Raw genomic sequence first — 21,318 nt, forward strand, 5'->3', positions numbered from 1 at the left:
AGATGGATACGAACAAGGGGTATGTAGCATTTGTGGGAGCAGGGCCTGGGGATATTGGTTTAATTACAACTAAGGGGAGAGAATGTTTAAAAAAAGCAGATGTTGTCTTGTATGATCGACTTGCCAATCCACGCTTATTGCGTTTTACAAGCAGAGATTGTGTGTTTATCTATTGTGGAAAGCTGCCCAATAATCATATTATGAGACAAGAAAAGATTAACGAAACTTTAGTAGCAGAAGCTTTAAAAGGAAAGTATGTTGTGCGGTTAAAAGGAGGAGATCCTTCTGTTTTTGGAAGAGTCGGGGAAGAAGCAGAAGCAATAGCAGCATATGATATTCCTTTTGAAATAGTACCCGGAGTGACGTCAAGCATTGCAGCAAGTGCTTATGCCGGCATTCCGGTAACACATCGAGATTATAGTACTAGCTTTACGATACGAACAGGGCATGCTTGTAAGAAAAATGAAGCGGTCATTCATCATAAGCCTAAGCAAGAAGCGATAGGAGATACACTTGCTTATTATATGGGGGTGAAAGGCTTACCGGGAATTTGTGAAAGCTTAATAGCTCAAGGTAAGTCTAGTGACACGAAAGTGGCTGTTATTGAGTGGGCCACTCTAGGAAAACAACGAGTAGTCGAAGGGACCTTAGAAACAATAGTAGAAAGGGTAAAGGAAGCAAAGCTTGGAAACCCAGCATTAACAATAATTGGTGATGTTGTCCAGTTAAGATCGTCTATTGCATGGTTCGAGAAAAAATCCTTTTATCAAAAGAAGCTATTGATTGCAAAAAGCTCATCAGAAGAAAGTGTACTAGAAAGATATTTTTCTAAACATGGTGCAGAGGCTTATGCCTTCCCCACTATCAAATCTAACGCGCACTCCTATACAGAGGAGGAGCTACAATTGATAGTAAATGCAGAAAGACTGATTTTTGCTTCTGTAGAAGGAGTAGAGCTTGTGTTTACTCAGCTATTTAAAGCAAATTATGATGTGCGGGATCTTCCTCGACAAATAGAACATCTGTCTGATAAAACACGCAAGGAATTAGAAAAAAGGGGCATACACAGTCTAAAGGCATCGTATGACAAAAGAAGTGCTATTTTAATAGGAAATGAACAAGCAATCGAGAAACAAGCCTTCTCCGATAATTTACTAGCACTTCCTAGCCATATGATTGAAATAGATGAACGTTTTCAAGAAGTAAATGAACGCTTGTTGACAGAAGACCAATGGGAAACGGTTATTTTTCCAAATAAACGGTCTGTTGATTTATTTTTACAAGAATGGCGTAAATTTAGCACACAGAATCCAATGGAACTGTCATTTGCGGCAATCGGCCAATCGGTGCAGGAGTATGTTGTTAAGCAGGGATTTAATCATATAGATGAACAGGTACAGCAAGTATTAGATAATCAGGAATGGAAGTGTGAGAGCTGATGGATGCAGTTGTGTATATTGGCCATGGCAGCCGCATAATCGAAGGTAATAAACAATTCATCGCATTTATTGAAGCAGTAAAAAAAGAAATAAATATCCCTGTTCAAGAAATTGCTTTTTTAGAACTAACGTCACCTTCTATTGAGGAAACGATGGAAAAAGTAATTTGGGCTGGAGCAAGGGATATTCTCGTCGTACCTGTTCTATTGTTTGCAGCAGCTCATTTTAAAAGAGATATACCAGAAGAATTACTGGCAGTGAAAGAAAGGTTTCCAGATGTACGATTTTCTGTTTCTAAACCATTTGATGTCCATCCAAAAATGCTGAACTTAGTTATGAAAAGAATCAATGAACAAGGATGGGATTATGATGGGGGAATTCTAATAGTCGGGAGAGGCAGCAGTGATCCCGAACCAATTGGAAAGCTGAAGGAAATAAGTGAGCATATACAACAAAAATTAGCTTGCTCTGTATATCCTGCATTTTTAACAGCAGGGAAGCCAGAGTTTGAGGAGGAACTACAAAAGCTTCAATTAGCATATAACAAGATTTATATTGTCCCGTATTTACTTTTTACAGGAAGGTTAATAAAAAGAATCGAAAGCACGATAGAAAGCAGCGACAAAGAAGTGATTCTTTGTCAGCCGTTAAAATACGACCAGTTGATGAAGGAAGTTTTGCTAGAAAGAATGGAAGAGCAATTCATGAGCCTTACAATATAAAATAAAAAGGTAGAGGAGTGTCGTTATGAAAGAGGTTATTACTGCATTTAGTAATACGGCATTAATGAAAAGCAATGCTTTAACTGCAAGTAAAAAGAAGTATTTAGTTGGTTCGATGCTTGCGGGTTTTTTTGTTGGATTAGGAATTATTCTTATTTTTACTATTGGCGGCTTACTTGGTGCGACCGGATTTGCAGGTACCAAAATTGTCATGGGAGTCTCCTTTGGGATTGCATTGAGTTTAGTTATTATGGCAGGGGCTGACTTATTTACCGGTAATAATATGGTAATGACAATAGGCATGCTGGAGAAGAAAGTCACATGGAAGGATACTGGGAAAGTATGGGGATACAGTTATATCGGTAACTTTATCGGTTCTATTCTCGTAGCATTATTATTTAGCTATTCTGGTTTGGCAGTTGGAGGGGTAGCGGATTTTATAACAAACGGAGCGGCAGCGAAAATGAATGCTCCTTTTATGGAATTATTGATTCGAGGGATTCTCTGTAATATTCTCGTTTGTTTAGCTGTTTGGTGTTCCGTAAAATTAAAGGATGAAACAGCGAAATTAATTATGATCTTTTGGTGTCTGTTTGCCTTTATTACATCAGGGTTTGAACATAGTGTCGCCAATATGACCTTATTGTCTATTGCACTTATCATTCCTCATCCTGAAACTGTATCGATCGGCGGACTAATTGCTAATTTACTGCCAGTTACAATTGGAAATATTATCGGTGGAGCTGTTTTTGTAGGAGCTGCCTATTGGTATCATATTTCGGAGAAGACACAAGCAGTGGTTAAATCTTTTAAAAAAGAGGCTTAAATTTACTTGTTTATGTGAAAAATATCACAAAAAGCTATCTGATAAGAAGATAGCTTTTTTTATTGCTTATTTTACTTATAGGAGGGAATAGTTGTCGCATACAATTAGAGGCAACTGAATATAAAGGGATTTTACCATATTCTTAACGGCACTGATGGAGCCTCGTTTGATTATAAATCTTTTAATACTTTTTCCATCTTCTTTAGTTTACGATAAATTACGGACCGGTCAATCCCTAACTTTTTTGCTGCTTCTGTGCTATTATTATTGCATATTTCTATCATTTGTTGAATATATCGTCCTTCTGTAATAGCAGTGTAATCTTTTAGTTGAGATAATTTGCTCATATTGCTTTTAATAAAGTAATCAAGAGTAAACCAATCCGTTACTTGTTCTTCCTTTTCTCTCATCACAGTTTGTTCTGTTAAAACCAATCGTTCAATATAGTTTCTTAGTTCTCTTGCATTTCCTGGCCACTCTTGATGAAGCATGTATTCAAATTCCTCTGCTTTAAAGCGATAATTAGTACCATAATTATCATTAATATTCTGCAAAAAGTAAGAGAGTAATCCAACTAAATCTGGCTTTCGATGCCGAAGTGGGGGAATATAAATAGGAATGACATTAATTCGATAGTACAAGTCCTCTCTAAATTTATTCTGTTGCACAAGGCCCCATAAATCACAATTAGTAGCAGTAATTACCCTACAGTTGATAGGGATTTGCTTTGTTCCACCAATGCGGCGCAGTTCGTTTTCCTCTAGTACTCTTAATAGTTTTGCTTGCATTTCTAAAGGTATTTCGGAAATTTCATCTAAAAATAAATAGCCATTATTTGCTTCCTCTATCATCCCTTTTTTTTCGTCAAATACACCAGCTAGCACACCTTTTTCATATCCAAATAGCTCATATTCAAATAAAGAATGCGGAATAGCTGCACAATTAATTGTAATAAATGGCCCATCTGCTCGGTCGCTATGTTGATGAATATATTTTGCGATGACTTCTTTTCCAGTACCAGATTCGCCATAGATAAGTATTTTACTATTGTAATGAGAAATCTTTCTACATACTTTCATTATTTGCTTCATAGCTAAACTTTCTACTACTAATTTTTGCTGTTCTCTTTTTTTCTCTTGTTCTTCCATTTTATTAACGGAATCAACTTCAATGAAGGTTTGCTGATTTTCTATTTTGATATTATTGGAAGTGGTTACAACTAATTGCACTTCACCACTTTTATATAAGAGGGGTGTTGCAGTGGATCTAATATTAAACCCTCTATTGGTTTTAATTGTTTTGCATACTTTTTGTTTTGTTTGAATGGCCTCCATTGTAATGGAATGTTTATAATATCCTGCTTTAACTAAGTCCTGTACATTTAGCTGCAATAGCTCTTCTAGTGACATTCCTAATGTTAGAGCAGTAAATTCATTAGAAATTAAAATGTTTCCTGAACCGTCCGTAACAAATAAACTGGAGGGTGAATCAATAAATGGTTGCATTGTTTTTTCAGTCATCAATGATTTCCATCCCCTTTGTATAAAAACTACTTACACCTTCTAATTATAAGGGGCTACATAGTATGTGCTCATTCTAATTATGTCTATTTTAAGGAAAAAAATAGATAGATGAGCAGGAAGGGTTCTTTGAAAATGGAACAAATTAGCAGAATGGAAACAGCCAAATAGTGCTCCGTTCTTGACTGTTTCCCGGTCATTTAATTATTAACGGTTTCTTTAGCGGAGAAAGATAGGTTTGTTAGCTTTCTTTGTACTTCCTCTGCTTCTATGAACAGTGTTGTAATCATTTCTTCTACTGTAGTAAGTTCATTACATAAGCCACAAATTTGACCAGCCATAACAGATCCTCTATCAATATCGCCCTCAAAAACTGCTTTTCTTAACGAGCCTAATGACAATTTTTCTAATTCATCTCTTGAGGCATGCTGCTGTTCTAGTTTTAGGTATTCATCAATCATACTGTTTTTAATACTTCTAACAGGTCCGCCTAAACTTCTGCCTGTTACTGTTGTACTCGTATCTATTGCATCAAGCACTGCTTTTTTTACATTTTCATGAACAGGACATTCATAAGTAGCTAAGAAACGTGTACCGATCTGTATGCCTTGTGCTCCCAATGCAAACGCAGCCACAATTCCTCTTCCGTCAGCGATACCTCCTGCTCCAATAACGGGAATAGAAACAGCGCTTACTACTTGAGGTAATAAAGCCATAGTGGTAGTCTCTCCAACATGACCTCCAGCTTCGGTACCTTCAGCTACAATAGCGTCTGCTCCTAATGCTTCCATTTTTTTTGCGATTTTCACAGAAGGAACAACCGGGATAACTTTTATGCCATTCTCTTTAAAAAGCGACATGTAAGGGGCTGGTGTCCCAGCTCCTGTTGTGACAATTTTTACTCCTTCTTCAATAATAACATCGATTAATTCAGGAATATTATTCATCATCAACATCAAATTTACAGCAAATGGGTTGGTGGTAATTTCTTTTGTTTTTCGAATTTCTTCCCGTAAAGCGTCTGCGGATAGACCACCAGAAGCAATAATTCCTAATCCGCCTGCGTTTGAGACGGCTCCAGCTAATGGTGCAAAAGCAATTTGTGCCATTCCCCCTTGAAAAATTGGATATTTAATATCTAATAATTTTGTAATACTCATTTTTTTCTCCTCCCAAGGTTGTTATATTTATACTATTTTAGTAGAACTTGTAATTGTTTTAGGCTGTTTATTCTCCATTGATTTATATATAAATGTTAATATCAATCCAACTAATGAAATGATTAATGCAATATAAAATGCGTTTGTAAAATCTCCATTATTTAATTCTGCAACAGTATTGGCGATTCTTGGCCCAAAAAAAGCTGCTGCAGAATAGCCAATAAAGGTAACCCCATAATTAACCCCATAAAATTTCATTCCAAATTTTTCGCCGACAATGGAAGGGAAAATCCCCATTGTGCCGCCAAAGCATAATCCGATTCCGATAATAGCAACAGCAAAACCAATTACTGATGTTGATAATGCAATGGTTAAAAGCATGGAGGAGATGACAATATAAATTAACATTAAACAGATAGTACGTCCTAATTTATCAGAGATTGCTCCCCAAAAAATACGTCCAAAACAGTTGCTAAGTGAGTATAAGCTCACGAAAAGGGCGGCACTAGCAGCAGATAGCCCAAACATACTTTGAGCAATAACTGATGCATTGGAGGTTACCATCATTCCTGATAATGCTCCAATCATGAACATACTAGCAATAATATAAAAAATAGGTTTTTTAATCATTTCTCTCCAATTTATTTGAACACTGGCTTTTTTATTTTCGTTTTTATTCCCAGGAATTGTCCATCCATCAGGTAAATAATTATTAGGACAAACTTGAAAGAAGAAGCTGCAGGCCATGATTATTATTAAGAAAGAGATTCCAATGGTTATTAATGCAAATTGAACATCGTAGGTTGTAATGAGGGCATTAGCTATAGGTGCGATAATAATTGTTCCTCCTCCATAACCAGCTGTTACAATCCCTGTTCCTAAACCTCTTTTGTCTGGAAATAGCTTGACTGTGTTTCCAATCGTTGCCGAGTAAACAATTCCTTGACCAATACCAGCCAATAAACCGTAAGTAATATATAGTACCCATGGAGTTGTTGCAAGTCCGGAAAAAACAAATCCAAACCCAAACATTAAGCCTCCGATAATAATGGCTTTTTTAGCCCCGCCTTTGTCTACAAGTTTTCCACCAATGATCATAGGAATAGGAGAAATAGCTGCATTGATGGTGAAAGCAATCATAATAGTAGACATACTAGCATGGAATTTTTCTGTTAATGGTAATGCGAATACACTGAAAGCATAGACGGCACCAACACATATATTGATTAAAGTGGATGCAGTTAAAACACTCCACCTGTTGATATTAGTATGCATAGCTAATCCTCCTATATAGTCCTAACTAGCTGTTTTTGATTTAAAATGGAATGTAATTCCCCCCAATGTTCTAAGAACATTTCCTTATCCATTTCTTTTAAATCTGGAGAAATGACAGGAGTAAATTCCATTTGATGGAGGATATTTCTTTCTAAATCCACTCCTGGAGCAATTTCAATTAACGTCACTTTTCCATCTATTAACTCGAAAACAGCTCGTTCTGTCACATATAAGACAGGTTGATTAGTCTGTGCAGCATACCAACCGCTAAAAGTTACTTGTTGTACTTTCTTTATGAATTTTTTCACCTTGCCTTCTTGAAGAATTTTTAGTTTTCCATCATTAATTGCAATTATTAATCCAGCTGCAGTAAATGTTCCAGCAAAGACAAGTTTTTTTGCTGATTGTGAAATATTGATAAAACCTCCACAGCCTGCTACTCTAGTACCAAATTTACTTACGTTGACATTACCAAATTCATCTGTTTGAGCTAATCCAAGTACAGAAAGGTCAATACCTCCTCCATCATAGAAATCAAATTGAGCATCATGGTCAAGAATTGCTTCAGAATTGTAGGCATGGCCAAAGTCTTTAAGACCAGCTGGAATGCCTCCAATTGAGCCCGCTTCCGTTGTTAATGTCAGTAGTTCACTTACACCTTCTTCGGCTGCAATAGTAGAAACGCAGACAGGAATGCCAACTCCAAGGTTTAAGATAGAGTTTGGCGTTAATTCTTTGGCAGAACGTCTCGCGATGATCTTTCTCTCATCTAATGGAATAGACTCGATATTTTTAACTGGAACTTTAATGTGGCCAGAAAATGCTGGGTTATAGTAAGTATTTTCGGTTTGAAAGTGATTTTCTGGTTTGGATACAACGATATAATCTACTAAAATACCAGGAACTTTAATATCTTTTGGATTTAATGTACCATTTTTGGCGATGGATTCTACTTGAGCAATAACAATCCCCCCAGAGTTGCGGACTGCTTGTGCTATCGGTAATACCTCCATATGAAGTCCTTCTTTTTCTAAGGTAAGATTGCCATTTTCATCAGCTACTGTTCCTCTAATTAAGCCAACTTGTATGGGAAATGCTTTGTAGTACAGCCATTCTTCTCCTTCTAAATCAATTACTTTTACGATTTCTTTTTTTGTTGAAAGAGACATTTTCCCACCTTCTAAACGTGGATCAACAAATGTTCCTAAGCCAACTTTGGTAATAACCCCAGGGCGTTTAGCGGCAATTTCACGATATAATTGTGTAATGACACCTTGAGGCAAATTATATGCTTCACATTTGTCTTCCTCAATTAATTTGGCAAGTCCTGGAGAAGCAGAGGCAATTCCGCCAATCCATCTCTTTATTAGTCCCTGATAGGCTAGATGACTCATCCCTTTATCTTTACGGTTTCCTACAGCACTAGCATGAATTACCGTTAAATCTCTTGGATGACCATTTTGGAGAAAGGCTTCTTCTATTGCAATTCCCATTTCTTCTGCCCAGCATGATAATCCAAACCCGCTGGCTGCGATTGTATCATTATCCTTTATCAATAGAGCTGCATGTTTAGATGAAATTACTTTAGACATGTTAAACACTCCCTTGTGATTTAATTCACATAATCAGCTGAATTTATTTGTGAATATTTTCACTAAGATAATATAACGTTGGATGAAATGAGTCAATAAAGGGAAGGAAAGCGAAAAAGAGAAGAAAAAAGTGTAGCATTTTTGCCGTTTATTTTCCATGATTATGGAGCTAGCTGGATAGAAAAAGGGAATGATAACAAAGTAGAGGGAGGGGGAAGTAGCAAGGTGTGCTGATTTCATCGTCAAGAGAAGTGTTGTCTATAAGCAACAATAGGAGAACTAAAGGATTAGGAAATAAAAGTAATGGGAGTTTCCTAGGTTGTTTTCCAGCATGAGGTTTATGAAATTAGAGAGTTTTATATAAATAAAAAAATTATAAAAAAAGATAAAAATGAAAATGAGCAATAATGCTACACTTAAAGGTACGTATATCGTGCTCCTTTATGAACAAAATAAAACAATAAATAGATAAAATCACATTTTAAAGGATGTGCAAAAAATAGTTACAAGTGAAGTGCTTCAACCTATTCAACAATATAGTAAACCATTTAAGAATATAGAAGATTTACGAGATTTAATTAAAGCTGCAAGTAAAGCAAAATATGTATTATTAGGAGAAGCTACCCATGGATAACAAAAATGGAGGCTAACGATTTAGTGTTAACCTCCATTTCGTATGAATGATTATAGTTTAGCACCTAGCTGAACTTTATTGTTCCATTCTTAAAAGAAGTTGTCATTTGATAAGAACCTTTAGGGAAAATAAATGTCCAAGGCATACTTGTATGGGCTGGGATAACAAAATCCGGAAGGGTGAAAGTTCTTTCAGCAATGATATCTCCGTTAATAGAATAAGCCAATTTAGTATCATGGAATGACAGTGGACTATCTGTGAAATTATGAACCAATACAGACACAAGCAATGCCTCTTTATGATTAATTGCTTCACGGATCGGAGAGAAAAGGATGTTTAAACTTGTTAAATCCTTAGTTTCTCGGAAGATTTTTTCTATATTTATTCGATCCTGAGGTGCTAATTGTTTATCCCAGGAAGCTTCAAATAGTAATTGCTGCATATGCACAAAACCACCTTTTGAAGTGAGTGTAACATAAGTGAATAAAAGAATCTATTAATGCTGACTTACACACTAATTATTTTTTCTAGACAGTAAATTTAAGATGAAATCTAAACCGAAAGCAACTAGCAATCCTGACCAAAAAATGATGGTTGTGCTAAAAGGCTCCTTCTGGAAAAACAGGGAACTAGTATAGTTGACAAATAACAATAATAAATAGACGTAGAACCCGGCTATTGTCCCTTTTCGCCAATTAGCTTCTTCACTGTTAGACATTTTTCTGAAAAACATTTCTTATACACCTACTTTAATTTTCTGGGTTACCATTATTTTACCATGAAGATTAACTAGTTTTTAGATTAATAGTCATTATCTATTTTTTGTAAACGAAATTAAGTCTAAACAGAACAAATGTTTTGGTGTAGAATAGTAATGTTGCAAAATTATTAAATGTTAGAGGGGTAATCAACTTGAATGGAACATCACATGCTGTAATTGGATCAGCGACTGGATTTATTGTTGCTCATACGGTGCAATCCACACCATCGGAGACACTCTTGTTTGTTTCTATAGGAGCAGTGTCTGGATTAATTCCCGATCTTGATATTGATGGAAAACTTAGAGGGAAAATTACTTTGCCTCATCAAATGATTCAGCTATCTGCCCAAGTCATCGGAATAATGATGATTCTATATAGCTTCTTTGATAGAACAGCGTTAGAGAGGTGGATGGGTGTCGGAATCGGTATACTGATTTTATTTATCGCATCTTTGATTAAACAAAAACATATGCTTACAATCACGGGTATTGCTGTACTCATGGGGGGGATATCTTTAGAAGAGCGCTGGATTATTCTGCTAGGAATTTATATCATGATTGCATCTTTTACTTCCCATCGAAGTTATACACACTCCATCTTAGGCGTGATCTTTTTTGGAATTATTGCAGCTGATTTAGAGACTTCGCTCGGTATTAATGGATTGTTTTACACTTGTATAGGCGGATACATAAGTCATCTACTAGCTGATTTGAAAATACTGCCAGTTAATAAGCGCGGTGTTAAACTGTTCTTACCTTTATCATCAAAGGAATTTTAATTAGTTGATAGTTATCTATCTTTATACATAACTAGAAGTTAGATAGGAAGAATCCCCCATTCAGGCGTGAGGAGGATTCTTTCTATTGGAAGCATAAATCATCAACATTGTCTAATCAGGTATAATCGAAGTTTTCGCAGGATTAGGTTATAATATGGAAAAAAAAGAGGGGCGTTAAGAATGGGATATGGTTTTCGCAAGAGTTTTAAAATAGCTCCTGGTGTCCGTGTAAATGTGGGCAAAAAAAGTGTAGGAATAAGCGCTGGTGTAAAAGGACTAAGATACAGTGTGAACTCACGAACAGGCAGTAGAGTAACAGCAAGTATTCCGGGGACAGGATTATCCTATAGTACCTCAGGATCAGGAAGTAGAAGTAGAAAATCGCCTGCCTATCAAAAACAAACTGATATAAATAGAAGACAACGAGAGATAGCAAAGCTAAATGAATTAGAGCAAGCAAAGCTTGCGGTGGAGGCATATGAAAATACGATCGAGCGTATCCATAGCATTCATATAGAAGCAGATGATTCTATTAATTGGATTAAAGTGAGAGGTTCAGAGCCACCTTATCAACTTCCAAGTGGAGAAATGGGAGAAAAGGAAAAAGCGGCATTACAGAAGCTGCAAAATTATAAACCAAGCCTTTTTTCTAAACTCTTCAATCGAGAAGCTGCGGAACAGAAGCTGCGAGAAGAAGTGATAGCAGCAAGCGAACAGGATAAACAAGAATATCTTGCCTGGGAGCGAGACGTACAGGTTGCTACAAAGGTGTTAGAAGGGGATATAGATACATATTTTCAAGTTATCGCGGAATTTGCTCCATTAGATGACTTAACGGAATTTGGAAGCGGGTTTGAATTTGGCTGCGAGGACCCGAAAGTAATGGAAATTGAATTTGAAGTAAATACAGAGGATGTTGTTCCGAAAGAACACTTATCTTTAACGAAAACAGGGAAACTTTCTAAAAAACAAATGCCGAAGGGAAGGTACTTTGATATTCAACAAGATTACGTATGCAGCTGTGTAATCCGAATTGCCCGTGATATGTTTGCTTTATTACCCTTACATACGGTCTATATCCATGCAGTCGATAATCGTTTAAATACCGCAACCGGATATGTAGAGAAAATCACCATTCTATCTGTCAAATTAGAAAAAGGCAAACTAAATAGATTAAATTTTGCTAATATCGACTGCTCCGATGCTTTAGAAGCTTTCAAACACAAAATGCATTTCAAAAAGACTAAAGGCTTTGAACCAGTCACTCGATTAGCGATAAATTAAGAGAATCAGAGGAGACAATTCTAATGAGGTCAATTTTAATGCAAGGAACTCAGAAGAACGTTTCCTTGATACCCTTGCATTTTTTTATTAATGAGTTTATTATATAAATCGTAATGATTACGATTTATAAGAAAATAATAACGGGAGTGGAAAAATGAAAAAAATACCAGTTACAGTGTTAAGTGGCTATTTAGGGGCAGGGAAGACGACTTTACTGAATCATATATTACATAATCGAGATGGGTTGAAGGTTGCAGTAATTGTAAATGATATGAGTGAAGTGAATATTGATAGTGAATTAGTGCAAACGGTAGGCGGATTTTCCCGAACAGAAGAAAAGCTTGTGGAAATGTCGAATGGCTGCATTTGCTGTACATTGCGTGAAGATTTGCTTGTTGAAGTAGAAAGGCTGGCGATAGAAGGGGATGTTGATTATATTTTAATTGAATCCTCGGGTATTAGTGAGCCTATCCCGGTTGCCCAGACTTTTTCTTATATTGACAAAGAGATGGGGATTGACCTAACAAAGTTTTGCAAGCTGGATACAATGGTAACGGTCGTAGATGCAAATCGCTTTTGGCAGGATTATGAGTCAGGAGACTCTCTGCTCGATCGAAAAGAGGCAGTTGGAGAAGAGGATGACAGAAATGTCGCTGATTTATTAATCGATCAAATTGAATTTTGCGATGTTCTCATCTTGAATAAATGTGATTTAGTAAAAGCGGAGGATTTGGACAAATTAGAGAAGGTAATTAGAACATTACAGCCAGTTGCTAGAATTATTCGCACAGTGAACTGCGCGATCGATCCGCACGAAATACTAGATACGAATCTATTTGACTTTGACCGGGCTAGTGAATCGGCAGGCTGGCTCAGAGAGTTAAATTTGGGTCCGAGCATGCATACTCCAGAAACAGAGGAATATGGAATTAGCTCGTTTGTTTATTCTAGTAAAAAGCCATTTCATTCAGAACGTTTCAATGATTGGTGCCATTCTATGCCACTCTCTATTGTACGGGCGAAAGGGATAGCATGGTGTGCGACGAGGAATGACTTAGCATTATTATTATCGCAGGCAGGTCCTTCCGTAAGTATTGAGCCAATTTCTTACTGGGTTGCAGCACTTCCAGAAGTTAGGCAAGAGGAAATTTTGAAGGTCAATCCTAGTTTGCGCGGAAATTGGGACCCTCAATTTGGAGACAGACATACAAAACTTGTATTAATCGGAATGGATTTAAATGTAGAGCTTATAAAAAAGGAACTGGATGAATGTTTATTAACAGAAGAAGAGTTTCTTGGAGAGTGGCAGCAGTTGAGAGATCCATTTTATTGGCAGCTATCAGCAAGATGATTTCGCAGAAGCAGAAAACTTGCAAATCGTAATCATTTCGTTTTAATATATAAGAAGAGTATAAAGTAAATAATTTTTGATTAGGTAAATCGTAATGATGACGATTTGTGGAAAAGGAGGAAAAACAGCTTGGCAAAAAAATCAAAGGTAGTAAAAGAAAGAAAAAGAAGAGAAATAGTAGAGAAATACGCTGAAATTCGCAGAGAGTTGAAGGAGAGGGGCGATTTTGAAGCATTAAGAAAACTGCCGAGAGATTCCTCACCTACTAGGTTAAAAAATAGATGTGAAGTTACAGGAAGGCCGAGAGGTTATTTAAGAAAATTCAAAATGTCTAGGATTGCATTTAGAGAGTATGCGCATAAAGGACAAATACCTGGTGTGAAAAAATCTAGCTGGTAATAAGAAAAATTGGAGGAATGATTAGTATGAAAAAAGGAATACATCCAAATTATCAAGAAGTTGTTTTTATGGATGTTAATAGCGGATTCCAATTTTTATCTGGATCCACTAAACAATCAAAAGAAGAAATTGTTTGGAAAGATGGAAAAACCTACCCGCTTCTAAAAGTAGAAATCAGTTCTGATACACATCCTTTTTATACTGGACGTCAAAAATTCTCCGATCGTGGTGGTAGAGTGGAACGCTTTTATGAAAAATATAAACAAAAAAAGTCATAATAAAAGAGGTGTGTTTTTCGTTTTCTTTTCTAATGAAATGTTTTAACTCCCTTGCGAATGTGAATAATTTAAGTAGAACGTGCAATTGAAAAGGAGGATAAAAATATGAACAGCCAATTAGAGAGAATGAAAACGAAAAAAGGGTTCATTGCTGCATTAGACCAAAGTGGTGGCAGTACGCCAAAAGCGCTGCTTCATTACGGAGTGCCAGAAAGTGCTTATACGAATGACGAGGAAATGTTTGATTTGGTACACAAAATGCGGACAAGGATTATTACTTCCCCAGCATTTAATTCTGAATATATTCTTGGAGCAATCTTATTTGAACAAACGATGGATAGCAAGATTGAAGGTATGTATACGGCGGATTATTTAGCACAGAAAAAAGACATCCTTCCCTTTTTAAAAATTGATAAAGGATTAGCAGATCAAGCAAATGGAGTTCAGCTAATGAAGCCAATCCCAGATTTGGATGAAATTTTGCGACGTGCCAATGAACGTAATATTTTTGGAACAAAAATGCGTTCTGTTATTAAGGAAGCTAATCGAGATGGAATTAAAGAAGTTGTGGAACAACAATTTGAAATAGGAAAACAAATAATAGCAGCAGGCTTAGTACCAATTATCGAACCGGAAGTAGATATTTATAGTCAGGATAGAGAACAGTCTGAGGCTATTTTGAAAGAAGAATTGTTAAAGCATCTCGATGAGCTAAACGAAAATGAAAATGTCATGTTAAAGCTATCGATTCCTGCTATTGCGAATACTTATAAAGAATTAACCACCCATCCACGAGTAGTTCGAGTAGTTGCTCTTTCCGGAGGATATAGCAGAGAAGAAGCAAATCAAAAATTAAAAGAAAATGACAATATAATCGCAAGCTTCTCTAGAGCTCTAAGCGAAGAACTAAACGTCAATCAATCAGAAGAAGAATTCAATCAAAGCTTAAAAGAAGCCGTAACCTCTATTTACGAAGCTTCCACCGTCAAGAAATAAGCGAGAAATTTTTAATTGTAATGCCTTTTTAATAAAGAAAAACCGAAGATGAGAAAAAGAAATTTTAAATGGTAAGGCTCTGATGCTGTTTATCAGAGCCTTTATATGATTAATCAAGAATTCTTTTTTCTCCGTCTATCGCTTGGATAGGTTGTATATTCTGCGTGAACTCCAGTGTTCCCATATATTCGCTTTGTTCATTTCTTACAGCAAAGTACCGTATATATACATATTTATCTTTGAATTTAATCCAAAAGTCTTCACTATCTTTTTTTCCTGATTTAAAGTCATTTAATAACTTTTCTACTACATGCACGCTTTTAGGTGGATGACAGTTTTGGACAGTGCGTCCAATGACAGCTTTTGTTCGGGCAAAAATTCTTTCTTTTCCATGAGAAAAATAACGCACCACATCATCTTTATCTATAAAGGTAATATCCACTGGCAAATGATTCAGCATCAGCTCAAGCTGTTTGACAGATAAAATTCCAGTTTCAAAATGAATCAATCCACTTTCGATCTTATCTAAAGCAGAGCTCTCTTGCATAGATACTCGCTTTGGAATCCACTTTTCGACCGGTTTGATCAAACAATAGCCAATTTCCTCGCTTTCCGCTGCAATTTTTATCCATTCATCTTCGGTTAATGTGCTTAGGGCCATTGGAAAGAGAATATTCTCTTCTTTAAAAATCATTTCAGTAGCTTCTTGAATGATAAAGTAAATATTATTCAGAATGTCTTGTTTTTCCCCATGATAGTCTTCCAATTGTTGCTTGGCTAATTTGATAGCTGCACGAATTCGATCATCTACTCCCCACATTACCTGGGTTGGTCCATATATACCGTATTTTTCAAGAAAGGGGAATAGTAAATTTTCTTTGCGGCTATAGTGTTTATCGATTTCTACTAATAATTGTATATCTTCTGAAAGTTTTTGGATATTGTCTGGAGAATCTTCTTTTTCAAATCGTTCATAATGAAGCTGAAGCTTGAAATTCACCAACAAATCAATTTCCTTATTTTCCAGTTTAAAAGTATGGATGGGATGTCCTGCTTCTTCTTCTGCTTTTTGTGAAGTGGAGGCATGAATATCATCAATAGATCCTTTGAATACTGCTGTGTGCACAGAACATAATCGTTGTACCTCTTCAACTGGGATACCTTCCTCTTCCATTAATGCTTGTTCAAGCTGTGATATTTCCGATACCGATATATTACCAACTGCTTTTTCAAATTGAGCTTTTACTTCTTCCACGGACCTGCCAGCATGTAAATCTTTAATAATTTCTTTTAAAAGCTGCTGGCGCTCAGATGCATCTTTTTTTAATTCTGTTCGATTGTTAATTAATTCACTCATATGTGTCCCTTCTCTCTTCTATAATTGTAAATCCATGATCTATGCAAGTTTGCTTTACTGTGTTCATTGATATTTTTCTCATGCGACACCCTTTTGGAATCGTCATTATTCGTCCGGCAGTTTGCATCATCCGAGGATCTGTAATCTTTTTAAAGCCAAGATCTTTTAAAACGCTGACTAATTCTGGATAAGTAGTGGTTAGTTCCAAGATGGTTAGATTTAAATCTAATACTTTAGCCAATCGATAACACCTCTTTTGCTGATAATAATTCTCAATGGAAGTATAACAAAATAACCAAAACAAAAATGTGATGGAAATCACACTTTAAAAATAAGGGATAAACAATAGTACACTTACAGGAGCCATTTTATTTAGGTTCATGATTTGTTTCAGTTGCCAACAAAATAAGAACTCAATGATCGTTGAAGAAGAAAGCGCTACAAACTACAATTTAATTAAAGGTGATCACCTTAAAAAATAAAGACATGGAGGATGTATAGCTTAAAAGAGAGTTAATACAAAAAGGCTGAAAATGAAAAAAGGAAGCTGCTTTAAAGGAGGTAGTGATATTGTTAAGCAATATCTTAGAAGAAGAATTTATCCAATTAAATGTGAGGGTGGATAATTGGGAGGAAGCAATTAGAAAAGGTACACTACCTCTCGTAATGAAAAACAAAATAACAAAAGAATATGTCAATAAAATAATCGAAATTGCTAAAACAATAGGACCATATATTGTCATTACTAAGCATGTAGCTTTACCACATGCTCCTGCAGAATTTGGGGCAAAGGAAACAGCAATTGGGATTACTACTTTAGAATATCCTGTTAGGTTTGGAAATGAAGCAAATGATCCTGTTAAGTACTTGTTCTGCTTAAGTGCTACAGATAGTAATAGTCATTTGGAAGCATTGGCAGAATTGGTAAAACTCTTGGAAAATGAGGAGTTTTTTCAGCTGTTAGATACAAGCAGTAGTCCGAAAGAGATATTTTCATATATTAGTAAAATTTAAAAGGGAGAGATTTCTATGTATAAAGCATTAGTAGCGTGTCGAGCAGGTGTAGGTTCAAGTTTGATGCTAAAGATAAAGGTAAATGAGGTTGTGAAAGAAAATAAACTGCCTATCCAAGTCGAACACTCCTCATTGGATGGAGTGGCTGGGTTTGATGGCGAAATATTAATCACACTTGTCGATGTTGCACAGGAATTGAGTAATAAAGGAATAAAGCAGCATATTATTGGTATTGCAAATATTGTAGATAAAAAAGAAATTCTTGAAAAATTAAATGCATTTTTACAGCAAACGGAAATTTGAATAGAAGGAGCTGTTAGTAAATGATGCAATTCATAATTAGTTTATTTAGTAATCCTGCAATTATTCTAGCGTTAGTTGCATTGATTGGATTGCTGGCACAAAAAAAGGCAATGACAGAAGTAATGACTGGCACCTTTAAAACACTGATTGGGTTTTTGATCTTTGGAATAGGTGCTAGTACGATGACAGCTGCATTGAAAAACTTTAATGTCTTATTCCAAGATGGCTTTGATTTAACTGGAGTTGTCGCATCTCCAGAAGCCGCAACAGCCCTTGCACAATCTGAGTATGGGTTTGTTGTATCCTGCACATTGATTTTAGGGTTTGTAATGAATCTAGTTTTTGCAAGAATAACTCCTATGAAGAATATTTTTTTTACAGGAGGGCATAGTTTATTCTTTGCATGTGTACTGTCGCTCATTATTAAATCGTATGGGTATTCAAATACTATTTCAATCCTTGTTGGCGGGGTTATTTTAGGTTTTTGTTCAGCCGCTTTACCGCAATTATGTCAGCCTTTTATGCGGAAAATTACAGGCAGCAATGCTACTGCTATAGGGCATTTTAATATGTTAGGCTATGCTTTATCAGGCAGTATTGGAATGTTATTCAGCAAACATCAAGAGAAAAGCACGGAATCAATTAAATTTCCTGCTTGGTTATCCTTTTTTAGAGATTTTCTGATGGGAATGGCTGTTATCATGTTGATTCTTTTCTATGTCTCTGCTCTAAAGGCGGGAAAAGATGTTACACAAGAATTAGCTGGTACAACCCACTGGCTAGTCTTCCCTTTAATCCAAGCATTTATGTTTACAGCAGGGATGTCGATTTTAATGACAGGAGTACGTATGTTTTTGGCCGAAATTACAGCAGCTTTTGTGTCTATCTCGGAGAAATTTATCCCAAATTCGCGTCCGGCTCTAGATGTTCCAACTGTCTTCCCATTTGCGCCAACAGCAGTAATTGTTGGTTTCCTGTCTGCGTATGTAGCTGGACTTTTGGCAGTATTTATTATGGTGTTTTTTGATTTCCCAGTTGTTATTATACCTGCTGCTCATATTGCTTTCTTCTCAGGAGGAACGGCTGCGGTTTTTGGTAACTCAACAGGGGGCTGGAGAGGAGCAGTTGCAGGATCATTTGTTGTTGGCTTATTACTAGCCCTCTTACCAACAGTTCTTTATCCGGTATTTGCTGGTATGAACATTGAAGGGTCAACTTTTCCAAATATTGACTACAATATTACTGGTATGCTTCTCAATAAATTCTTAAGCTTTTTCCACTAAGTTTTAGTTAAGTTATGGGGAAAAAGAAATCAAGAGGAAAGGAAAAGAAGAAATGAGTGAGGCGAAGAACTATTTAGAAGCGATACAAGAAGAGATGAATCAATTAATCAATCATATTTCCATAGCTAATCTAGAAGAAGCAAAGTCCTGTATTATTAATGCTGGAAAAAAAGGAAAACGATTACATCTCACTGGTATTGGAAAACCTAGCTATGTTGCCCGTTATAGTGCATCTTTATTATCCTCTACCGGAACTCCAGCCTACTTTTTAGATGGAACAGAAGCAATTCATGGCTCGTCGGGTCAAGTAGTGGAAGGAGATGTCGTAATTGCCATTTCCAATAGTGGAGAGACAGAGGAATTAAAAAAGACGATTCACACTTTAAGAGAAAATGGGGCAATTATCATTTCCCTTACAGGGAATCTGCAGTCCTCGATTGCTCGGCAAAGCGACTTTGCAATTTTTGCAGGTGTATCAAAGGAGGGGGATGGTCTTAATAAGCCTCCTAGAGCTTCTGTTGTTGCTGAACTGCTTGTACTGCAAACCTTATCAGTATTACTTCAAAATGAGATAGGCTTGGATGCACAAACTTATGTAAAGTGGCATCCAGGTGGAACCCTTGGACAATCCATTAAATAATAGGGAATTTTAAAAGGCTATAGAGGAAGAAACTTTTTCTATAGCCAGCAAAATAAATACTTTAACAGAGGTGAAGATAATGAGGCCTAGTGGAATCATCACGGCAATGGTTACTCCTTTCGATCAGGAGCAAAAGATAGATATACAAGCAACACGTAATCTAGTAAATCGCTTAATCCGTTCAAAGGTGGCTGGATTATTTATTTTAGGTACGAATGGAGAATTTCATGTTTTATCAAGAGAGGAAAAAGTCGAATTTGCCTCACTTGTCATTAATGAAACAAATAAACGCGTTCCCATTTTTGTAGGAACTGGGGGGAATAACACAGCAGAAGTCATTTCTCTATCAAAAGAAATGGAGAAGCTGGGAGCAGATGCACTTTCTGTCATTACGCCATATTTTCTGTCGTTAACAGAAGATGAATTATATCATCATTATAAAAAAATTGCTGAATCGGTAAGTACTCCAATATTACTTTATAATATTCCGAAAAATACTGGTATTCACTTAAGCCCGCCATTAGTAGCACGACTGGCTAAGGTGGATAATATAGTAGGAATTAAAGATAGCAGCGGGGACATTGAAAATATTAAAAACTATATTAGCGTGACAAAAGAAGAGGCTTTTTCTGTTTTATCTGGGTCTGATTCTTTAATTTTAAAAGCTTTAGATGAAGGAGCGACAGGAGCAATTGCCGCAACTTCGAACTTATTAACATATATAGATGTTTCTATTTATAACCATTGGCAAAAGGGAGAAAGACAGGAAGCGGAAGAAGCACAGCAAAGTTTAGAGGAGCTGCGTCGAGTATTAAAACTCGGTTCCACCCCTTCTATCTTAAAAAAGGCAATGGAGCTTGCGCAGATTCCAGTTGGGCCAGCTAGGTATCCAATCTTAGAACCAAAAAGTGATGTAATCGAAGAAATTAACTCGGTAATAGCAGCATATCTACAAAAATATCATCAATTATCGTATGAAGGGGCTGCTATTCATGTACAAAAATAACATTCTTAATAGAATCGAAAATACAGCAATTATGGCAATTGTAAGGGTAGAAACATTAGAACGTGCCTATGAAATTGCAGATGGATGCTTAGCTGGAGGAGTAGATGTATTAGAAATTAGCTACACATTACCAAATGCGGGGGAAATTATAAAGGGGTTAAATGAGAAATATGGTGCTCGTTTACTAGTAGGGGCTGGTACAGTCTTAGATACAGAAACAGCAAGATTAGCGATATTAGCTGGAGCGAAATTTATCATTGCACCAAATTACAAAGAAGAAGTTAGTAGAATATGCAATCGATACCAAGTACCTTATGCTCCAGGCTGTACAACCATTTCGGAGATGGTGGATGCGATGGAATCAGGTGCTTCCATGATTAAAGCATTCCCGATTTCTAATTATTACGGATCCCATCTTGGAACAGTTTTTAAAACACCGATTCCTTATATGCCTATAATGGCTTCTGGAGGTGTAACGATTGATAATATCATAGAGTGGTTTGAAAATGGAATTGACTGTGTAGGAATCGGTAGTTTGTTAACAAAAGGAACATCATCACAAATTGAACAAAATGCTAGAGAACTTGTAGAAAAATTAAGGGAATATCGAAACAAGAAGTGAAACATAGAGAATAAAGCAAGAGAAATAGTTAATGAGAAATAAGGCAGCAATCATTAGTCTATTTCTCTTCTATTATTA

The 21,318-nt window shown here is 36.2% G+C and carries 23 protein-coding genes; 16 read left to right on the forward strand and 7 right to left on the reverse strand.

Features of this window, described 5'->3' with window-relative positions; all coding sequences use genetic code 11:
• Nucleotides 1-2: 2 nt before the first annotated feature.
• From cobA to NiCM35_RS03585, 3 genes are read left to right on the forward strand one after another with little or no spacing between them, the layout of a single operon-like run.
• Nucleotides 3-1,439 (forward strand): uroporphyrinogen-III C-methyltransferase, encoded by a 1,437-nt coding sequence (gene cobA, locus NiCM35_RS03575; protein ID WP_171509473.1) that lies wholly within the window; start codon nt 3-5, stop codon nt 1,437-1,439.
• The gene (locus tag NiCM35_RS03580; protein WP_095332249.1) at nt 1,439-2,161 is read left to right on the forward strand and encodes a sirohydrochlorin chelatase; all 723 of its coding nucleotides are present in this window, start codon (nt 1,439-1,441) and stop codon (nt 2,159-2,161) included. Before cobA ends, NiCM35_RS03580 begins: the two co-directional genes overlap by 1 nt.
• Before the next feature lie 25 nt (nt 2,162-2,186).
• On the forward strand, nt 2,187-2,987 hold the full coding sequence (locus NiCM35_RS03585) for a formate/nitrite transporter family protein (RefSeq protein WP_095332251.1): 801 nt from the start codon (nt 2,187-2,189) through the stop codon (nt 2,985-2,987).
• A 170-nt stretch (nt 2,988-3,157) separates the two neighbouring features.
• Here the strand turns inward: NiCM35_RS03585 and NiCM35_RS03590 are convergent, their stop codons facing one another.
• The 4 genes from NiCM35_RS03590 to NiCM35_RS03605 all read right to left on the reverse strand — a co-directional run bounded on the left by NiCM35_RS03590 (nt 3,158) and on the right by NiCM35_RS03605 (nt 8,534).
• The gene (locus NiCM35_RS03590; RefSeq protein WP_095332253.1) at nt 3,158-4,507 is read right to left on the reverse strand and encodes a sigma-54 interaction domain-containing protein; all 1,350 of its coding nucleotides are present in this window, start codon (nt 4,505-4,507) and stop codon (nt 3,158-3,160) included.
• A gap of 200 nt (nt 4,508-4,707) precedes the next feature.
• A complete protein-coding gene (locus NiCM35_RS03595; protein ID WP_163186716.1) occupies nt 4,708-5,667 on the reverse strand; it encodes a DUF561 domain-containing protein in 960 nt (319 codons plus the stop codon).
• A 27-nt stretch (nt 5,668-5,694) separates the two neighbouring features.
• Nucleotides 5,695-6,942, reverse strand: coding sequence for an L-lactate MFS transporter (locus tag NiCM35_RS03600; protein ID WP_095332257.1), 1,248 nt, complete (start codon nt 6,940-6,942; stop codon nt 5,695-5,697).
• 11 nt (nt 6,943-6,953) lie between these two features.
• Nucleotides 6,954-8,534, reverse strand: coding sequence for an acyl CoA:acetate/3-ketoacid CoA transferase (locus NiCM35_RS03605; RefSeq protein WP_433778637.1), 1,581 nt, complete (start codon nt 8,532-8,534; stop codon nt 6,954-6,956).
• A gap of 490 nt (nt 8,535-9,024) precedes the next feature.
• Here NiCM35_RS03605 and NiCM35_RS03610 point away from each other — a divergent pair, with 490 nt between their 5' ends.
• On the forward strand, nt 9,025-9,168 hold the full coding sequence (locus NiCM35_RS03610) for a hypothetical protein (protein ID WP_164463598.1): 144 nt from the start codon (nt 9,025-9,027) through the stop codon (nt 9,166-9,168).
• Between the two features lie 64 nt (nt 9,169-9,232).
• Here the strand turns inward: NiCM35_RS03610 and NiCM35_RS03615 are convergent, their stop codons facing one another.
• Nucleotides 9,233-9,610: an SLAP domain-containing protein gene (locus tag NiCM35_RS03615; protein ID WP_095332261.1), complete on the reverse strand. Its 378-nt coding sequence runs from the start codon at nt 9,608-9,610 to the stop codon at nt 9,233-9,235.
• A 470-nt stretch (nt 9,611-10,080) separates the two neighbouring features.
• Between NiCM35_RS03615 and NiCM35_RS03620 the strand changes: the two genes are divergently transcribed.
• The 6 genes from NiCM35_RS03620 to NiCM35_RS03645 all read left to right on the forward strand — a co-directional run bounded on the left by NiCM35_RS03620 (nt 10,081) and on the right by NiCM35_RS03645 (nt 15,015).
• Nucleotides 10,081-10,707, forward strand: a complete 627-nt coding sequence (locus NiCM35_RS03620) for a metal-dependent hydrolase (RefSeq protein WP_095332265.1) — start codon at nt 10,081-10,083, stop codon at nt 10,705-10,707.
• A gap of 180 nt (nt 10,708-10,887) precedes the next feature.
• Nucleotides 10,888-11,991, forward strand: a complete 1,104-nt coding sequence (locus tag NiCM35_RS03625) for a DUF4236 domain-containing protein (RefSeq protein ID WP_433778640.1) — start codon at nt 10,888-10,890, stop codon at nt 11,989-11,991.
• A gap of 154 nt (nt 11,992-12,145) precedes the next feature.
• Nucleotides 12,146-13,342 (forward strand): GTP-binding protein, encoded by a 1,197-nt coding sequence (locus NiCM35_RS03630; protein WP_433778642.1) that lies wholly within the window; start codon nt 12,146-12,148, stop codon nt 13,340-13,342.
• 129 nt (nt 13,343-13,471) lie between these two features.
• A complete protein-coding gene (rpsN, locus tag NiCM35_RS03635; RefSeq protein WP_095332269.1) occupies nt 13,472-13,741 on the forward strand; it encodes a 30S ribosomal protein S14 in 270 nt (89 codons plus the stop codon).
• A 26-nt stretch (nt 13,742-13,767) separates the two neighbouring features.
• On the forward strand, nt 13,768-14,019 hold the full coding sequence (locus NiCM35_RS03640) for a type B 50S ribosomal protein L31 (protein ID WP_047941460.1): 252 nt from the start codon (nt 13,768-13,770) through the stop codon (nt 14,017-14,019).
• A 105-nt stretch (nt 14,020-14,124) separates the two neighbouring features.
• A complete protein-coding gene (locus tag NiCM35_RS03645) occupies nt 14,125-15,015 on the forward strand; it encodes a fructose bisphosphate aldolase (RefSeq protein ID WP_433778645.1) in 891 nt (296 codons plus the stop codon).
• Nucleotides 15,016-15,124: 109 nt separating this feature from the next.
• Here the strand turns inward: NiCM35_RS03645 and NiCM35_RS03650 are convergent, their stop codons facing one another.
• Both NiCM35_RS03650 and NiCM35_RS03655 read right to left on the reverse strand, forming a co-directional pair.
• Nucleotides 15,125-16,372 carry a DUF438 domain-containing protein gene (locus NiCM35_RS03650; RefSeq protein WP_433778646.1) on the reverse strand — a complete coding sequence of 416 codons (1,248 nt, stop codon included), beginning with the start codon at nt 16,370-16,372 and terminating at the stop codon, nt 15,125-15,127.
• A complete protein-coding gene (locus NiCM35_RS03655; protein ID WP_123259708.1) occupies nt 16,365-16,613 on the reverse strand; it encodes a DUF1858 domain-containing protein in 249 nt (82 codons plus the stop codon). Before NiCM35_RS03655 ends, NiCM35_RS03650 begins: the two co-directional genes overlap by 8 nt.
• Nucleotides 16,614-16,936: 323 nt before the next feature.
• On the opposite strand from NiCM35_RS03655, the gene NiCM35_RS03660 reads away from it, so the two are divergent.
• The 6 genes from NiCM35_RS03660 to NiCM35_RS03685 all read left to right on the forward strand — a co-directional run bounded on the left by NiCM35_RS03660 (nt 16,937) and on the right by NiCM35_RS03685 (nt 21,240).
• Nucleotides 16,937-17,386 (forward strand): PTS sugar transporter subunit IIA, encoded by a 450-nt coding sequence (locus NiCM35_RS03660; RefSeq protein WP_249928268.1) that lies wholly within the window; start codon nt 16,937-16,939, stop codon nt 17,384-17,386.
• A gap of 15 nt (nt 17,387-17,401) precedes the next feature.
• A complete protein-coding gene (locus tag NiCM35_RS03665; protein WP_095332275.1) occupies nt 17,402-17,689 on the forward strand; it encodes a PTS sugar transporter subunit IIB in 288 nt (95 codons plus the stop codon).
• Between the two features lie 20 nt (nt 17,690-17,709).
• Nucleotides 17,710-18,972: a PTS ascorbate transporter subunit IIC gene (ulaA, locus tag NiCM35_RS03670; RefSeq protein ID WP_235844517.1), complete on the forward strand. Its 1,263-nt coding sequence runs from the start codon at nt 17,710-17,712 to the stop codon at nt 18,970-18,972.
• 52 nt (nt 18,973-19,024) lie between these two features.
• On the forward strand, nt 19,025-19,612 hold the full coding sequence (locus NiCM35_RS03675) for an SIS domain-containing protein (protein ID WP_095332277.1): 588 nt from the start codon (nt 19,025-19,027) through the stop codon (nt 19,610-19,612).
• Nucleotides 19,613-19,691: 79 nt separating this feature from the next.
• On the forward strand, nt 19,692-20,618 hold the full coding sequence (gene dapA, locus NiCM35_RS03680; protein ID WP_433778650.1) for a 4-hydroxy-tetrahydrodipicolinate synthase: 927 nt from the start codon (nt 19,692-19,694) through the stop codon (nt 20,616-20,618).
• On the forward strand, nt 20,605-21,240 hold the full coding sequence (locus tag NiCM35_RS03685) for a beta/alpha barrel domain-containing protein (protein WP_163186701.1): 636 nt from the start codon (nt 20,605-20,607) through the stop codon (nt 21,238-21,240). Before dapA ends, NiCM35_RS03685 begins: the two co-directional genes overlap by 14 nt.
• The last annotated feature ends 78 nt before the right edge of the window (nt 21,241-21,318 follow it).

The organism is Niallia sp. M35 (assembly GCF_050971705.1).
Lineage (GTDB): Bacteria > Bacillota > Bacilli > Bacillales > Cytobacillaceae > Niallia > Niallia circulans_A.

Coding starts and splice junctions, on each gene's coding strand:
- NiCM35_RS03630 (WP_433778642.1), top strand. CDS start 12,146: ATGAAAAAAATACCAGTTACAGTGTTAAGTGGCTATTTAGGGGCAGGG.
- NiCM35_RS03640 (WP_047941460.1), top strand. CDS start 13,768: ATGAAAAAAGGAATACATCCAAATTATCAAGAAGTTGTTTTTATGGAT.
- cobA (WP_171509473.1), top strand. CDS start 3: ATGGATACGAACAAGGGGTATGTAGCATTTGTGGGAGCAGGGCCTGGG.
- NiCM35_RS03580 (WP_095332249.1), top strand. CDS start 1,439: ATGGATGCAGTTGTGTATATTGGCCATGGCAGCCGCATAATCGAAGGT.
- NiCM35_RS03585 (WP_095332251.1), top strand. CDS start 2,187: ATGAAAGAGGTTATTACTGCATTTAGTAATACGGCATTAATGAAAAGC.
- NiCM35_RS03665 (WP_095332275.1), top strand. CDS start 17,402: ATGTATAAAGCATTAGTAGCGTGTCGAGCAGGTGTAGGTTCAAGTTTG.
- NiCM35_RS03645 (WP_433778645.1), top strand. CDS start 14,125: ATGAACAGCCAATTAGAGAGAATGAAAACGAAAAAAGGGTTCATTGCT.
- NiCM35_RS03600 (WP_095332257.1), bottom strand. CDS start 6,942: ATGCATACTAATATCAACAGGTGGAGTGTTTTAACTGCATCCACTTTA.
- NiCM35_RS03650 (WP_433778646.1), bottom strand. CDS start 16,372: ATGAGTGAATTAATTAACAATCGAACAGAATTAAAAAAAGATGCATCT.
- NiCM35_RS03605 (WP_433778637.1), bottom strand. CDS start 8,534: ATGTCTAAAGTAATTTCATCTAAACATGCAGCTCTATTGATAAAGGAT.
- NiCM35_RS03590 (WP_095332253.1), bottom strand. CDS start 4,507: ATGACTGAAAAAACAATGCAACCATTTATTGATTCACCCTCCAGTTTA.
- NiCM35_RS03625 (WP_433778640.1), top strand. CDS start 10,888: ATGGGATATGGTTTTCGCAAGAGTTTTAAAATAGCTCCTGGTGTCCGT.
- NiCM35_RS03595 (WP_163186716.1), bottom strand. CDS start 5,667: ATGAGTATTACAAAATTATTAGATATTAAATATCCAATTTTTCAAGGG.
- NiCM35_RS03615 (WP_095332261.1), bottom strand. CDS start 9,610: ATGCAGCAATTACTATTTGAAGCTTCCTGGGATAAACAATTAGCACCT.
- dapA (WP_433778650.1), top strand. CDS start 19,692: ATGAGGCCTAGTGGAATCATCACGGCAATGGTTACTCCTTTCGATCAG.
- NiCM35_RS03685 (WP_163186701.1), top strand. CDS start 20,605: ATGTACAAAAATAACATTCTTAATAGAATCGAAAATACAGCAATTATG.
- ulaA (WP_235844517.1), top strand. CDS start 17,710: ATGATGCAATTCATAATTAGTTTATTTAGTAATCCTGCAATTATTCTA.
- NiCM35_RS03675 (WP_095332277.1), top strand. CDS start 19,025: ATGAGTGAGGCGAAGAACTATTTAGAAGCGATACAAGAAGAGATGAAT.